General features: G+C 70.4%; 10 protein-coding genes. 4 read left to right on the top strand and 6 right to left on the bottom strand.

Annotated features, from left to right (window positions below; all coding sequences use genetic code 11):
- Positions 1-2: 2 nt before the first annotated feature.
- The 3 genes from AC1DWJ_RS12770 to AC1DWJ_RS12760 are packed head-to-tail and all read right to left on the bottom strand — an operon-like array spanning position 3 to position 2,257.
- Complete coding sequence (locus tag AC1DWJ_RS12770) at positions 3-974, bottom strand: class I SAM-dependent methyltransferase (protein WP_457252391.1); 972 nt, start codon at positions 972-974, stop codon at positions 3-5.
- 3 nt (positions 975-977) lie between these two features.
- Positions 978-1,772 carry an enoyl-CoA hydratase/isomerase family protein gene (locus AC1DWJ_RS12765; protein ID WP_457252392.1) on the bottom strand — a complete coding sequence of 265 codons (795 nt, stop codon included), beginning with the start codon at positions 1,770-1,772 and terminating at the stop codon, positions 978-980.
- Positions 1,769-2,257 (bottom strand): T3SS (YopN, CesT) and YbjN peptide-binding chaperone 1, encoded by a 489-nt coding sequence (locus tag AC1DWJ_RS12760; protein ID WP_056922757.1) that lies wholly within the window; start codon positions 2,255-2,257, stop codon positions 1,769-1,771. Before AC1DWJ_RS12760 ends, AC1DWJ_RS12765 begins: the two co-directional genes overlap by 4 nt.
- Before the next feature lie 35 nt (positions 2,258-2,292).
- On the opposite strand from AC1DWJ_RS12760, the gene glgX reads away from it, so the two are divergent.
- Positions 2,293-4,449 carry a glycogen debranching protein GlgX gene (glgX, locus tag AC1DWJ_RS12755; RefSeq protein WP_477620950.1) on the top strand — a complete coding sequence of 719 codons (2,157 nt, stop codon included), beginning with the start codon at positions 2,293-2,295 and terminating at the stop codon, positions 4,447-4,449.
- A gap of 6 nt (positions 4,450-4,455) precedes the next feature.
- Here glgX and AC1DWJ_RS12750 read toward each other — a convergent pair whose 3' ends face one another.
- The 3 genes from AC1DWJ_RS12750 to glgP all read right to left on the bottom strand — a co-directional run bounded on the left by AC1DWJ_RS12750 (position 4,456) and on the right by glgP (position 9,831).
- A complete protein-coding gene (locus AC1DWJ_RS12750; protein WP_477620949.1) occupies positions 4,456-5,946 on the bottom strand; it encodes an FAD-dependent monooxygenase in 1,491 nt (496 codons plus the stop codon).
- 116 nt (positions 5,947-6,062) lie between these two features.
- Positions 6,063-7,100, bottom strand: a complete 1,038-nt coding sequence (locus AC1DWJ_RS12745) for an acyltransferase family protein (protein ID WP_477620948.1) — start codon at positions 7,098-7,100, stop codon at positions 6,063-6,065.
- 151 nt (positions 7,101-7,251) lie between these two features.
- On the bottom strand, positions 7,252-9,831 hold the full coding sequence (glgP, locus tag AC1DWJ_RS12740) for an alpha-glucan family phosphorylase (protein ID WP_457252396.1): 2,580 nt from the start codon (positions 9,829-9,831) through the stop codon (positions 7,252-7,254).
- A gap of 155 nt (positions 9,832-9,986) precedes the next feature.
- On the opposite strand from glgP, the gene AC1DWJ_RS12735 reads away from it, so the two are divergent.
- Genes AC1DWJ_RS12735 through AC1DWJ_RS12725 form a run of 3 tightly spaced genes read left to right on the top strand, consistent with a single transcriptional unit; the run spans position 9,987 to position 15,203 of the window.
- On the top strand, positions 9,987-12,065 hold the full coding sequence (locus AC1DWJ_RS12735) for an alpha-1,4-glucan--maltose-1-phosphate maltosyltransferase (protein ID WP_477621208.1): 2,079 nt from the start codon (positions 9,987-9,989) through the stop codon (positions 12,063-12,065).
- The gene (treS, locus tag AC1DWJ_RS12730; protein WP_457252397.1) at positions 12,065-13,774 is read left to right on the top strand and encodes a maltose alpha-D-glucosyltransferase; all 1,710 of its coding nucleotides are present in this window, start codon (positions 12,065-12,067) and stop codon (positions 13,772-13,774) included. Before AC1DWJ_RS12735 ends, treS begins: the two co-directional genes overlap by 1 nt.
- The gene (locus AC1DWJ_RS12725; protein WP_477620947.1) at positions 13,767-15,203 is read left to right on the top strand and encodes a maltokinase N-terminal cap-like domain-containing protein; all 1,437 of its coding nucleotides are present in this window, start codon (positions 13,767-13,769) and stop codon (positions 15,201-15,203) included. Before treS ends, AC1DWJ_RS12725 begins: the two co-directional genes overlap by 8 nt.
- The last annotated feature ends 306 nt before the right edge of the window (positions 15,204-15,509 follow it).

Raw genomic sequence — 15,509 nt, 5'->3', positions numbered from 1 at the left:
GGTCAGCCGGGCTTCACGCCGGTGATGCCGACGTTGTAGAAGAGCCGCGCCGGCACCGCCTTGGCCAGGACGCGGTCGACGGCCGAGAGCCGCTTCCACGAGCCGTAGGCGAACATCGCCCAGCCCCAGCCCAGCACGCCGGGCTTGACCGCTGCCTCGAACGTGCGCATCGGCCACCCCAGCAAGGCCGCCGTGAGCTCCTCGGTCTGGGTACGGACGCCGACGGCGCCCGCGCGCAGGGCCATCCGGGCCAGCTCGTCGGGGTCGAAGGTGTGCAGGTCGACGACCGCCTCCAGGGCCGCGGCGCGCGACGACTCGTCGAGCGCGTCCTGGTCCTTCGCCCATGTGTCGCGCAGGGCCGGCAGCTGGGTGACCGCCTTGGTCGCCTTCCAGGTCACCCGGCCGAGCTGGCGGGCGTACCAGTCGCCCACCCTGGTGGGCTCCCCCGCGATGACGAACCTTCCACCGGGCTTGAGCACCCGCAGGACCTCGCGGAAGGCCGCCTCGACGTCGGGGATGTGGTGGATCACCGCGTGACCGACGACGACGTCAAAAGTGTTGTCGTCATACGGAATTCGCTCGGCATCGGCGACCCTGCCCTGCACCCGGAAGCCGAGCGACTCGGCGTTCGCCTTGGCGGCCTCGACCATCCCGGGCGACAGGTCGGTGACGTGGACCTCGTCGAGGATCCCGGCCTGCTTGAGGTTGAGCGAGAAGAAGCCGGTGCCGGCGCCGAGCTCGAGGGCCATCCCGTAGGGCAGCGGGTCGGGCGTGCCGGTGATGGCGTGGAAGCGGTCACGGGCGTAGTCGATGCAGCGCTCATCGAACGAGATCGACCACTTGTCGTCGTAGGTCTGCGCCTCCCAGTCGTGGTAGAGCACCTGGGCCAGCTTGTTGTCGGCGTACGCGGCGGCGACCTGCTCGGCCGTGGCCGCGCTGACGGGAGCTGCCGCGCTCGTCGGGGTGGACGACATGGGTCAGGCGCCCTCGAACTTCGCCTTGCCGGGACCGTTCTCGACGAACGACTTCATGCCGATCTCGCGGTCCTTCGTGGCGAACAGGCCGCTGAACAGCATGCGTTCGATCTCCAGCCCGGTCTCGAGGTCGGTCTCCAGGCCGCGGTCGATGGCTTCCTTGGCGGCGCGGATCGCGTAGGCGGGACCTCCGACGTACGGCGCGAGGCGCGCCTTCGCGGCGGCATACACGTCCTCGGCCTCGACCACCTCGTCGACGAGCCCGATCGCGAGCGCCTCGTCCGCGGAGACGAAGCGTCCGGAGAACACGATGTCCTTGGCCTTGGCCGGGCCCACGAGCCGGGCCAGCCGCTGGGTGCCGCCGGCGCCGGGGATGATGCCGAGCAAGATCTCGGGCTGGCCGAGCTTGGCGTTCTTGGCGGCGACCCGGAAGTCGCAGGCCAGGGCCACCTCGCAGCCCCCGCCCAACGCGTAGCCGGTGATCGCGGCCACGGTCGGCTTGGGGATGCGCGCAAGGGTGCGGGTGAAGTCCTGGAGCACCCCGGAGTAGTCGGCCATGTCCGTGTAGGACATCCGCTCCATCTCCTTGATGTCCGCCCCGGCGGCGAAGACCTTCTCGCCGCCGTAGAGGACGACCCCGGCGACGTCACGTCGCTGCCCGGCCTCGATCGCCGCCGCCGACAGGCCGGCCTGGACCTCGGCGTTGAGCGCGTTCATCGGGGGGCGGTTGAGGCGGATCGTGGCGATCCCACCCTCGACCTCGAGGGAGACCACGCCCGTGGAGGAGCTGTCGCTCATGCGGGGCCGCCCCCGGGTGCCGGCTGGCCCGCGCCGGGACCGGTGTCCTCGCCGCCGCCCATGATCCGCTCGTGCCACATCTGCACGCCCGCGAGGACGAGCTGGATGGACACGTTGACCAGCGCGGGGACGTCGCTGTTCTGGTCGACGATGTGCTCGCTCGTCACGACCAGGGTGTCGTTGGCGAGCCCTGCCTTCACGACGTTCATCTGCAGGGTGATCTCGTTGCAGGTGGCCAGGCGGGTCAGCGGGTCGCTCGGGACCGCGTCGCTGATCGCCCACTGGCCGAAGACGCGCATGATCTGGAAGTCGCCCTCGGTGCAGCGCACGAACAGCTGCTGGTCCTGCACCGTGAAGGCGACGTCGCCGTCGTTGTCCACGTTGGGCGCCAGTGACTGGTCGATCAGGGCGTCCAGGACCCGTCCGCGCAGGGGGTGTTCGTTCGCGGGCGGGGGGAAGTTGGGCAGGGAAGTCGGATCCGTCATGTGCCCAACCGTAACCACTGCCTAGGCTGAGGGCCATGTCGCCCGCCACGCGCCCGCGTGACCTTCCTCCCACCCTCGGCATGACCCTGGTCGAGGGTGGAGCCGAGTTCGCCGTCTATGCAGGTCACGCCGATTCGGTGGAGGTCTGCCTCTACGACACGGACGACGCGGACGGCAGCTCGGAGCGTCGGCTGCCCCTCACCGAGCGCACCCACGGCATCTGGTTCGGCTTCCTCCCGGGGGTTGGCCCGGGCCAGCGGTACGGCCTGCGGGCCGACGGTCCGTGGCGCCCGGCCGAGGGCCTGCGCTACAACCCGGCGAAGGTGCTGCTCGACCCCTACGCCCGCGCCATCGAGGGCGACGTGTCCTGGACTCCCGAGGTGTTCGCCCACCGGGTCGACGAGCGGCTCAAGGGCGATGACCTGGTGCGCAGCCTCACCGACAGCGTGGGGTCGGTCCCCCGGTGCGTGGTGGTCGACGAGGCCTTCGACTGGGGCGCTGACGCGCCGCCGCACACCCCGTTGGCCGACACCGTGATCTACGAGGCCCACGTGCGCAGCCTCACGATGCAGCACCCCGAGGTGCCCGAGCACCTGCGGGGCACGTATGCCGGCCTGTGCCACCCGTCGGTCATCGCGCACCTCAAGGCGCTGGGCGCCACCGCGGTCGAGCTGCTCCCGGTGCAGGCGTTCACGTCCGAGCCCGAAGTGGTCCAGCGCGGCCTGACCAACCACTGGGGCTACAACACCCTCGGCTTCTTCGCCCCGCACGGGATGTACGCCTCCACGACCGACCCGCAGGGGGCCCTCGACGAGTTCAAGGGCATGGTGCGGCTGCTCCACGCCGAGGGCATCGAGGTGCTCCTCGACGTCGTCTACAACCACACCGCCGAGCAGTCCGGGCGCGTCGGCGCCTCGCTGTCGTGGCGGGGACTGGACAACCGGGCCTACTACCGCCTGGACGAACGCGGCCAGGACATCGACGTCACCGGCTGCGGCAACACCCTCGACCTGCGGCACGCGATGGTCTGCAAGATGGTGCTCGACTCCTTGCGGTACTGGGTGAACGAGTGCCACGTCGACGGCTTCCGCTTCGACCTCGCCGTCGCGCTCGGACGTGGCCAGAACGACGACTACGACCCCAACCACCCCTTCCTCGTCGCCCTGCGCACCGATCCCGTCCTGTCCCGGGTCAAGCTCATCGCGGAGCCCTGGGACGTCGGCATCCACGGCTGGCGGACCGGTCAGTTCCCTCCCCCGTTCGCCGAGTGGAACGACCGGTTCCGCGACTCGGTGCGCACCTTCTGGCTCGACGACCTCAAGGCCCAGACCGCCGGTCACCACCAGGGCCACGGGGTGCGTGAGCTCGCCACCCGGATGGCCGGGTCGCAGGACCTCTTCGGGTCCCGCGACCGCGGCCCCGTCGCCTCGGTGAACTTCGTCGCGGCGCACGACGGTTTCACCACCAGCGACCTGACCCGCTACAACGCCAAGCACAACGGCCCCAACGGCGAGGGCAACCGCGACGGCACCGACAACAACCGCTCGTGGAACCACGGCGTGGAGGGCCCCGACACCGGGCTCGCGGATCCAGAGGTCGAGGAGGTCCGGCGTCGCTCGGTGCGCAACCTCCTCGGGTCAACCCTGCTCGCCACGGGGGTGCCGATGCTCAACGCGGGCGACGAGTTCGGCCGCAGCCAGGGCGGCAACAACAACCCCTACTGCCAGGACAACCCGACGTCCTGGTTCACCTGGAGCCTTGAACCCTGGCAGCAGGACCTCCTCGCCACGACCCGGTTCCTCACCCGCCTGCGCGCCGACCACCCGGTCCTGCGCCAGCGCACCTTCTTCACCGGTCGCGAGGTCCACGAGGACGGCTCGACCGACCTCGCGTGGTTCGACATCGAGGGCGAGACGATGGAGAACGGCCGGTGGGAGGACCCGTTGACCCGCACCCTGCAGATGCTGCTCAACGGCGCCTGGATCGGCCACGCCTCCCTGCTGGTCGTGCTGCACGGCTCACCCGAGGTCGGGAAGGTGACCCTGCCCGCCGTCCCCGGCCTCACGGCATACCAGCTGCTGTGGGACTCGAGCGACGAGCGCCCGGGCCCGCCCGGCGACTCGACGCCGCCCGGGCCGGTCGAGGTCGGACCCACCTGCATCCGGGTCTACCGGGCGAGCGACGCGACCTGACCGCGCTCAGCCTGCGGGTGCGCCGAACCAGGTCGTGAGCGCCTCGTCGAGCCCGGCCGCCGTCCCCTCGCCCACCCAGGCCACGTGGCCGTCGGGCCGGACCAGCACGGCAGTCGGGGCCGTGACCGTCCCGACGACGGGCAGCACCCAGGGGCCCGGGCTCTCGGCGTCCACCAGCGTGACGCGCCCGTCCACCGAGAAGGGGTCGAGGATGCCCGGCTCGCCGAGGTTGAGCAGGAGGGGCCGGGCGTCGTGGAGCAGCTCGAAGACCCGGCGCGGGCCGTTGGCCGTGGCGAGGTCGAGGTCGGGCATGCGACGTCCCACCAAGGGGTGTCCCCCGCCGAGGTCGTAGACCACGTCGAGCCCGGCCAGGAGCGCGGCGACCTGCGTCCTGGGCTCGTCCGCGCCCAGCACGTCGGCGAACGTCGCGCGGACGGCCTCGGTCCGCGCGTCGCCGCGCTGCAACAGCGCCTGGGTCACGACGTTCCTCAGGACGCGAGCCGTGGCTGGGTGGCGCTCGGTGAAGTAGGTGTCCAGCAGCGTCTCTGGTGCTGCGCCCTGGGCGACCCGGGCCAGCTTCCAGCCGAGGTTGACCGCGTCCTGCACCCCGAGGCCGATGCCCTGGCCGCCGGTCGGTGGGTGGATGTGCGCGGCGTCGCCGGCGACCAGCACCCGCCCACGCCGGTAGTCGGTGGCCTGGAGCGCGGCATCGGTGAACCGCGAGATCCACGAGGGGTCGTGGATCCCGAAGTCCGTGCCGTAGACCTCGGTGAGGGCTGCGCTGAGGTCGGCGAGGGTGGGTTCGGTGGCGTCGCCCAGCGCACGCTCGGTCACGACCATGCCGAAGGTGGTGCCGTCGACGAGGTTGATGCCGTGGATCCCCACGTCGTCGTGTCGGATCCCGGTGGGCGGCTCCTCAGCGAGCTCCGCCTCGGCGATGAGGTGGCTGCGGGTGGCCCGGGCACCGACGAGCTCGATGCCGACCGCCTTGCGGACGACACTGCGACCGCCGTCGGCCCCGACGACGTAGCCGGCCCCCAGCTGGGCGCCGTCTGCGAGGAGGAGGTCGACCCCACTGTCGTCCTGGCGGAGTCCGGTGACCTCCACGCCGAAGCGGATCGGCACCCCGAGCTCGTCGACCCAGCCGCGCAGGATGCGCTCGACGTGGCCCTGCGAGAGTCCGAGCGTGTACGGATGGCGCGAGGGAAGGCCGGCCACGTCCAACGGGACCCCAGCGAAGCTCATCGCCTGGAAGGTCTGGCCCTCGGACAGGAAGCGGTCGGCGATGCCGCGCTGGTCGAAGACCTCGATCGTCCGCGAGTGGAAGCCGCGGGCGCGGGTGCCCACCAGGTCAGGGGTGGGACGGCGTTCGAGGACGAGGACCTGCACGCCGGCCAGCGCCAGCTCCCCCGCCACCATCAGACCTGTCGGTCCGGCGCCGACGATCGTCACATCGACCGACTGGCCCACGCCACCCATGCGGCTCCCCTCGCTCACGTCATCCGGATGCTCAGCTCGCTCAGCTCGCCGTCGATCATGCCAGCCCCAGGCGTTCGTCATGGGACGTCGTTGGTCACGTCATGGTCTCCGGCCCTGAACTCCATGGGCCTGTCTCACCGAGCGGGAAGGGCGTCGCCCGCCAGGGCCACGAGCTCGCTCGTGTCGGTAGCGTCCTTCACGGGCCGGCGCTGGAAGGGTCGCTCGACGACGAACCACGAGGCCAGCGCCAGGGCGACGCTGACGACCGTGATCGTGGTGGCGCTGACCCACAGCGGCAGGTCCCGCGACTCGACACTCAGGGCCACCGGGAAGCTCCACAGGTAGAGGCCGTAGCTGATCCGCCCGGTCGCCACCAAGGGCCGCCAGGTGAGCAGTCTCGGCGTGCTCTGCGCTGCGAAGGCGACGAGCACCAGTGATGCCACGGTGATGGGGGGCAACAGCCAGGCGAGGCTGGACTGCGGTGGCGCGGCACACATGCCCGCCAACAGGAGCGCACTCCCCACCGCGGCCGGTCTCAGGAAACGCACGGAGGTCCGTGCGAGGGCGAACGCCAGCGCGCAGCCGATCACGATGGCGTCGGCACGGGTGTCCGGCCCGAAGTAGATCCGCTCGACGGGGGCTCCGCTCAACGACAGGACCACGCGCCAGGCGACGACCAGCGCGACCACGACAGCCAGGATGACAGCAGGTCTGCGGCGTCTGGCCACCACCGGGAGCAGGAGCGGCCAGAGGAGGTAGAACTGCTCCTCGAGGGAGAGGGTCCAGGTGTGCACGAGGTTGCCCAGGTTGTGCCCGGCGGCGCCCGCGAGGTTCGACGCGTAACCGGCCGTGAGCACGACGTCCAGCAGCGACTGGTGAGACACCAGCAGGTAGGCACTGACGCCGATGAGGAGCAGCGCCAGAGCGGGTAGCAGGCGTCGGGCGCGTCGCAGGTAGAAGCCGCGGAAGTCGATCCGACCCGTCGCGTCCTGCTCCGCACGGAGGATCGAGGTGATGAGGAACCCCGACAGGACGAAGAACAGCGTCACCCCGACGGTGCCCCCCTGCGGGAAGAGCGGGAGGCCCGCGTGCTGGGCCAGGACGAGCAGGACGGCGACTCCGCGCAGCCCGTCGAGTGCTGGCCGGTGGCCCAGCCGTCCCCCTCGTGTCATGCGCGCAAGTGTGGCGGGCCTCGGGTGGCCTCCGAATCCGCCGAATGGGCCAATCCCGGTGCGCTCGCCCCGCCGCCGCCAGCCCGGGCCCGGACACAGGTATGCCGCGTGCGGACGTCCGCACGCGGCATACCTCCGAGCCGTGCTCGGGTCAGGCGTTGGCGACCAGACCCAGCTCGCTGGTGCTGGCCAGACCGGCGTGCTTGGGCAGCACCCGGACGGTGTAGCCGAACGAGCCGGTGCGGGCCAGCGCGAGGTCTCCGGCGAAGTGGTGGCGACCACCCTCGTAGGACTCCACGAACTGGAGCGACTCACTGACCACGTCGCGCAGCTCGTCGGAGTCACGAGCGGTGCCGTGCACGACCTGGACGTCGACCTCGTCGGGGTCGAGCCCACCGAGGGAGACGTAGGCGTTGACGTGCAACGTCTCGCCGATCTCGGGGCTGTCACCGACGCCCGAGGACTCGACGTGGTCGACGCGGACGTTCGGCCACGCAGCCTTGACCTTGGCCTTGTAGGCGGCCAGGTCGCGGGCGCCCTCGAAGGTCGCACCGTTGAGCGCCCAGCCGGCGCGGGCAGCGGGCCCGTAGAGCTGGGTCGTGTAGTCGCGCACCATCCGGCTGGCCAGGACCTTCGGGCCCAGCGTTGCGAGCGTGTGCGTGATCATCGAGATCCAGTTCTGCGGGAGGCCCTCGGCGTCGACGTCGTAGAAGCGCGGCGCCACCGAGTTCTCGATGAGGTCGTAGAGCGCCGAGGCCTCGATGTCGTCGCGACGCTCGGCGTCCTCGACCCCGTCAGCGGTCGGGATCGCCCAGCCGTTCTCGCCGTCGAACCACTCGTCCCACCAGCCGTCGAGGATCGACAGGTTGAGGCCACCGTTGAGCGCGGCCTTCATGCCGGAGGTGCCACACGCCTCGAACGGGCGCAGCGGGTTGTTCAGCCAGACGTCGCAGCCCGGGTAGAGGTACTGCGCCATCGCGATGTCGTAGTTCGGGAGGAACACGATGCGGTGACGGATCTCCGGGTCGTCGGCGAAGCGCACCATCTGCTGGATGAGCTGCTTGCCGGTCTCGTCGGCAGGGTGGGACTTGCCGGCGATGACGAGCTGGATCGGGCGCTTCTCGTCGAGCAGGAGGCGCTTGAGCCGGTCGGGGTCGCGCAGCATGAGCGTGAGCCGCTTGTAGGTCGGCACCCGTCGGGCGAACCCGATGGTCAGCACGTCGGGGTCGAGGATGTCGTCGACCCAGCCGAGCTCGGCCGGGCTGGCACCGCGCTTCTTCCACGAGGAGCGGGTGCGGCGGCGGGCCTCCTTGACGAGCTGCTCGCGCATCTCGCGCTTGGTCGCCCAGATCGCGTCGCGGGGCACGTCACCGATCCGGTCCCAGGCGTTGTCGCGCTCGATGTCGGTGGTGCCGAGGTGCTTGGCAGCGACCTCGTAGACCTTGCGATCCACCCAGGTGCCGGCGTGGACACCGTTGGTGACACTGGAGATCGGGACCTCGTCGTCGTCGAAGCCCGGCCACAGTCCGTCGAACATCCCGCGGCTGACGACACCGTGCAGCTGGGAGACGCCGTTCGCGCGCTGGCCGAGCCGCAGGCCCATGACGGCCATGTTGAACATGCCCGCCTGGCCACCCGGGTAGTCCTCCGCGCCGAGGGCGAGGAGCCGCTCCACGGGGACACCCTCGACGGCGCGCTCGCCACCGAAGTGACGGGTGATGAGGTCTGCCTCGAACCGGTCGATGCCGGCCGGCACGGGGGTGTGCGTGGTGAAGACCGTGGCGGCGCGGACCGCTTCGAGGGCCTCGTCGAAGGTCAGCCCGGCCGACTTGGTCAGCTCGTGGATCCGCTCGACGCCGAGGAATCCGGCGTGGCCCTCGTTGGTGTGGTAGACGTCCGGGGTCGGCGCGCCGGTCAGTCGCGACCACAGGCGCAGGGCGCGGACGCCGCCGATGCCGAGGAGCATCTCCTGCTGCAGGCGCTGCTCGCCACCGCCGCCGTAGAGACGGTTGGTGATGTTGCGGGCGGCCTCGTCGTTGTCGGGGACGTCAGAGTCGAGCAGGAGCAGCGGCACGCGGCCGACCTGCGCCTTGAGGACGTGGGCGTGCAGCTCCCGGCCACCGGGCAGGTCGAGGGTGATGACGCAGGGGGTGCCGTCCTCCTCGCGGAGGAGGCTCAGCGGCAGGCCGTCCGGGTCGAGCACCGGGTAGGTCTCCTGCTGCCAGCCGTCGCGGTTGAGGCTCTGCTTGAAGTAGCCGGTCTTGTAGAACAGGCCCACGCCGACGATCGGGACGCCGAGGTCGGAGGCCGTCTTCAGGTGGTCACCCGCGAGGATGCCCAGGCCGCCGGAGTACTGCGGCAGCACCTCGGTGATGCCGAACTCGGGGCTGAAGTAGCCGATCGCCTTCGGGGCGCCGCCTTCGACCTCGTCGGCCCAGGCCTGGAACCACCGGGGCTCGGTCAGGTAGGTGTCGAGGTCGGCCTTCGCCGCGGCGACGGCCCCGACGAACTCGGCGTCGCCGGCGAGGTCGGTCAGCTCCTGCGGGGACAGCGCCGACAGCAGCCGGACGGGGTCCTTGCGCACCTTGTCCCAGCGCTGCGGGTCGATCCGCTGGAAGAGGTCGCGCGTCGGTGGGTGCCAGGACCACCGCAGGTTGCTTGCCAGGTCGCCGAGCGCGGCAATGGGCGCGGGCAGGACAGTACGGACGCTGAAGCGTCGGATCGCCTTCACGTGGGGCATCCTAAGGCCTCCGGAGCAAAGTCAATGACGCGTTCTTGCAGAACTTTCAAGAAATTTCAGCCGTGCGTCCATCTCTGCACGTGGGGAGGTGCGCTGGGTGCCGACCGAGTAGCGTCGGGCGCGTGACAGCGAAGCCACCGGCAGCCATGCCCAGCCCTCCTGACGCACCCAGTGCCGGCAGCACCGGCCAGAGACCCGCGGTGACCAAGGCACCGAAGACCTCGCACCCCCAGGTCCCCATCGGCCGGATCCCGGTCCAGGGGATCAGCCCCGTCGTCGACAACGGCGCCCGGCCCGCCAAGGCGGTCGTCGGCGAGCAGTTCACCATCGGCGCCACGGTCTTCCGCGAGGGCCACGACGCCGTCAACGCCTCCGTCGTCCTCGTGGCGCCCGACGGGTCGGAGCGGGTCACCGCCATGACCCCCGTGAACCCAGGTCTCAACACCTGGGCCGCCGTGGTCGAGCCCGACACCGTGGGCTGGTGGTCCTACCGCGTCGAGGGGTGGTCCGACCCCTACGGCACGTGGGACCACGACGCGACGATCAAGGTCACCGCCGACGTCGACGCCGAGCTGATGCTCGAGGAGGGCGCCCGCATGCTCGAGCGCGCCCTGGCCGAGGTGGAGCGCAGCAAGAAGCAGAAGGCCGTCCTGGCCGACGCGGTCACCGCCCTGCGCGACACGCGGCGCCCGCCCCTGGCGCGCCTGCACGCGGGCACCGACCCGTCCGTGCGCGCCGAGCTGGCCGCCCGCCCGCTGCGCGACCACGTGAGTCCGTCCGCGGCATACCCGTTGCTCGTGGAGCGCGAGCGGGCCCTGTATGGCGCGTGGTACGAGATCTTCCCCCGCTCCGAAGGTGCCGTGCAGGACCCCGAGACCGGGAAGTGGACCTCCGGCACCCTGCGCACGGCGGCCAAGCGGCTGCCCGCCATCGCCCGGATGGGCTTCGACGTCGTCTACCTGACCCCGATCCACCCGATCGGCACGACGGAGCGCAAGGGACCCAACAACACCCTCGACGCCGGTCCCGACGACCCGGGCAGCCCCTACGCGATCGGCTCCCCCGATGGCGGGCACGACGCCATCCACCCCGACCTGGGGACGTTCGACGACTTCGACTTCTTCGTCGCGCAGGCGGCCGAGCAGGGGCTCGAGGTGGCGATGGACATCGCGCTCCAGGCCTCCCCCGACCACCCCTACGTGACGACCCACCCCGAGTGGTTCAAGCACCGCGCGGACGGCACGATCGCCTACGCGGAGAACCCGCCGAAGAAGTACCAGGACATCTACCCGCTCTACTTCGACAACGACCCGGCCGGGTCCTACGCCGAGATGCGCCGGGTGATCCAGGTGTGGATCGACCACGGGGTCAAGATCTTCCGCGTCGACAACCCCCACACCAAGCCGGTCGAGTTCTGGCAGTGGCTGATCGACGACGTGGCGCGCGACCACCCCGAGGTGATCTGGCTGGCCGAGGCGTTCACCAAGCCGGCGATGATGCACACCTTGGGCAAGACGGGGTTCCAGCAGTCCTACACCTACTACGCCTGGCGCAACCAGAAGTGGGAGCTGGAGGAGTACGTCACCGAGCTCGCCGGTGACGCGGCGTCCTACATGCGGCCGTCGTTCTGGCCGACGACGCACGACATCCTCACGCCCTACATGCAGTTCGGTGGTCCGGCCGCGTGGAAGCTGCGGGCCGCGCTCGCCGCCACCCTGGTCCCGACCTACGGCATCTATGCCGGCTACGAGCTGATCGAGCACGTCGCCCGGCCCGGCGCCGAGGAGCAGATCGACAACGAGAAGTACCAGTACAAGAACCGCCACTGGGAGGACTACGAGCCCGGCGGGGTGAAGGAGGGCCAGTCGCTGGCCGGCTACCTCACTCGCCTCAACGAGATCCGGCGCGAGCACCCCTCCCTGCACTGGCTGCGCAACATCACGTTCCACCACGTCGACGACGAGAACATCATGGCGTTCTCCAAGCGACGCGTGCTGCCCGACGGCACGGAGGACACCCTCGTGGTGGTCGCGAACCTCGACCCGCACAGCACCCGCGAGTCCACCGTGCACCTCGACATGCCCGCCCTGGGCCTCGACTACCACGACGGGATCGCCGCGCAGGACCTCCTCACCGGGGCCTCGTGGCACTGGGGCGAGCACGTCTACGTCAGACTCGGGCCCGAGACCGAGCCCGTCCACATCGTCGCTATCCGGAGGTTCTGATGCAGGGTCTCAACCTCGCCCAGCCCGGGCTGAAGAACGACCCCGAGTGGTTCAAGACCGCCGTCTTCTACGAGGTGCTCGTCCGCGGGTTCGGTGACTCCAAGGGCTCGGGCTCCGGTGACTTCACCGGGCTGATGGCCCGGCTCGACTACCTCGCCTGGCTCGGGGTCGACTGCCTGTGGCTGCCGCCCTTCTACGCCTCGCCGCTGCGCGACGGTGGCTACGACATCGCCGACTACACCGCCGTGCTGCCCGAGTTCGGCACGCTGCCCGACTTCCAGGAGCTGGTGTCCCAGGCGCACGCCCGCGGCATCCGCGTCATCACCGACTTCGTCATGAACCACACCAGCGACGCGCACCCGTGGTTCCAGGCCTCGCGGTCCGACCCCGAGGGCCCGTTCGGCGACTTCTACGTGTGGTCCGACACCGACGAGCCCTACTCGGACGCGCGCATCATCTTCATCGACACCGAGGTGTCGAACTGGACCTTCGACCCGATCCGGCGCCAGTTCTTCTGGCACCGGTTCTTCTCCCACCAGCCCGACCTCAACTTCGAGAACCCGGCCGTCCACGAGGCGATGTTCGACGTCGTCCGGTTCTGGATGGACATGGGGATCGACGGGTTCCGGCTGGACGCGGTCCCCTACCTCTACGAGGAGGAGGGCCACAACTGCGAGAACCACCCGAAGACGCACCAGTTCCTGGCCAAGCTCCGCAAGATGGTCGACACCGAGTACCCCGGCCGGATCCTGCTCGCCGAGGCGAACCAGCCCCCGGCCGACGTCGTGGACTACTTCGGCACCGAGGAGGAGCCGGAGTGCCAGATGTGCTTCCACTTCCCGGTCATGCCGATGCTCTACTACTCGCTGCGCGAGGAGAAGGCCGCGCCGATCGTCGACGTCATGGCCGACACCCCCGACAAGCCGGCCGGCACCCAGTGGGGCACGTTCCTGCGCAACCACGACGAGCTCACCCTCGAGATGGTCACGCCGGAGCAGCGCACCGCGATGTACGGCTGGTACGCACCGGACCCCCGGATGCGCGCCAACGTCGGCATCCGGCGACGGCTGTCACCGTTGCTGGACAACAGTCGAGCCGAGATCGAGCTGATCCACGCGCTGCTGCTCTCGCTACCGGGGTCACCGTGCCTCTACTACGGCGACGAGATCGGCATGGGCGACAACATCTGGCTCAACGACCGTGATGCCGTGCGCACCCCGATGCAGTGGACGCCCGACCGCAACTCGGGCTTCTCGTCGGCCGACCCCGGCAAGCTCTACCTGCCGGTCGTGTCATCGCTCGTCTACCACTACAACAACGTCAACGTCGAAGCCCAGATGGCGAGCAGCTCCTCGCTGCTGCACTGGGTGCGGGCGATGCTCGAGATCCGCAAGCGCCACCCCGTCTTCGGGCTCGGCGACTTCGAGGTCTGCCCGTCGGACAACGAGGCGGTGCTCTCGTTCCTGCGTGTCACGTGGGACCACGACGGCAACAGCAACTCCGAGGCGGTGCTCTGCGTCAACAACCTCGCGAGCCGTCCGCAGGCGACGACCGTGCGCGTGCCCGACGAGTTCAGGGGCGCTCACCTCGAGGACCTCTTCGGCGGCCAGGGCTTCCCCAAGATCTCCGACGACGGCACCATCACCCTGACCCTCGGCTCGCGCGACTTCTTCTGGCTCCGCCTCGTGCCGGGTGCGGCGCATGGCTGAGATCCACGACGCCACGATCTCCCCCACGAAGCTCGAGCTCGTGGGGCCCTGGATGGCGCGCCAGCGCTGGTATGCCGCGAAGGGGCGGCTGCCGGTGCTGCGCAAGCTCTGGTCGTGGCGGCTCGACGACCCCGCCGGACAGGTGGGCATCGAGACGCTCGTCGTCGTCGACGAGGGCGGCCCCGAGCCGGTCGTCTACCAGGTGCCCCTCACCTACCGTGGCGCACCGCTGGAGGGCGGTCAGCAGGCTCTCGTCGGGACGATGGAGCACAGCGTCCTCGGGCCGAGGTGGGTCTACGACGGACCCCACGACCCGGTCTACGCCGCGCAGCTCCTCGCCCTCGTGCTGGAGCAGGCCGTCCCCCAGGCCGGCAGCGAGTCCGACACCGTGGAGCCCGACGTCGTGCCTCGACGGCATCCGTCGTGGCAGACCGAGACGGCCTTTCGCTCGTCGAAGGTGCTCTCGGGTGAGCAGTCGAACACCTCCATCGTGTTCGACTGCACCGATGCCGACGGTGATCCGAAACCGTTGATCTGCAAGGTTTTCCGCATGCTCCAGTCGGGTGAGAACCCCGACGTCACGGTGCAGGGCGCACTCTCCGAGGCCGGCTCGACCAGGGTCCCCACCATGGTCGGCACCGTGAGCGCCGCCTGGCCTGCGCTCACCGACGGCGACGAGCCCTCCCGCGGCCACCTGGCCTTCGCCCAGGAGTTCTTCCCCGGCACCGAGGACGCCTGGCGGGTCGCCCTGCGGGCCGTCGGCTCGCACGAGGACTTCGACGAGTCGGCCCGCCAGCTCGGCGCCGCGACCGCAGAGGTGCACGCGCGCCTGGCGGAGATCCTGCCCACCGAGGCAGTGTCGGCCGAGGTGATCGCCACGGTCGCGGCCGGCATGCGGGCCCGCTACGTCGCGGCTGCCTCGGAGGTGCCAGCCCTGGCCGCCTACGAACACCGCATCGCCGATGTCGTCGACCGCGCCGTCAACGCGAGCTGGCCTGTCCTGCAACGGATCCACGGCGACTACCACCTGGGCCAGGTGCTCAAGGTGGACGGCCGTGGCTGGGTGCTGCTCGACTTCGAGGGCGAGCCGTTGCGCCCGCTCTCCGAACGCATGCTGCCCGACCTCGCGGTGCGCGACATCGCCGGCATGCTCCGCTCGTTCGACTACGCCGCGGGCTCGTGGGAGCAGTCCCACCCCGGCGGCAGTGCCCGCGACTGGGCCGAGAGCGCGCAGCGCGCCTTCCTCGACGGGTATGCCGCGGAGTGTGGCCGCGACCCGCGCGCGGATGCCGCGCTGCTCATCGCCTTCCAGCTCGACAAGGCGCTCTACGAGGTCGTGTACGAAGCCCGCAACCGGCCCACCTGGCTGACCATCCCCACGGCTGCCGTGGTCCGACTGCTCGACGACGCGAGGAAGGACCTGACGTGAGTCCACGGTTCGGCAAGAAGAAGCAGAAGCCCGGCTCCGACGAGATCGGCGCGACCACCGAGGCGACCGAGTCTCCGGTCACCCCCGAGTCTTCGGAAGATGCACCGGGTCCTGATCCGGCGGATCCTCCGAACACGGCGGATCAGCCCGAGGCCGAGGCCCCGCCGGCCCGCACGTGGTTCGGTCTCCCCGACTCCGACGACGCGCCCGCGGCCGACGCATCCACCGACGCTGCGCCCGCAGCCGATGCTCCCGACGCCGACGCTGCGCCCGCAGCCGATGCTCCCGACGCCGACGCTGCGCCCG

This window comes from Pedococcus sp. P2_D7 (genome assembly GCF_056404295.1).
The sequence above is the reverse complement of the archived record's forward strand: the minus strand, read 5'-3'. Positions and strand labels throughout refer to the sequence as shown.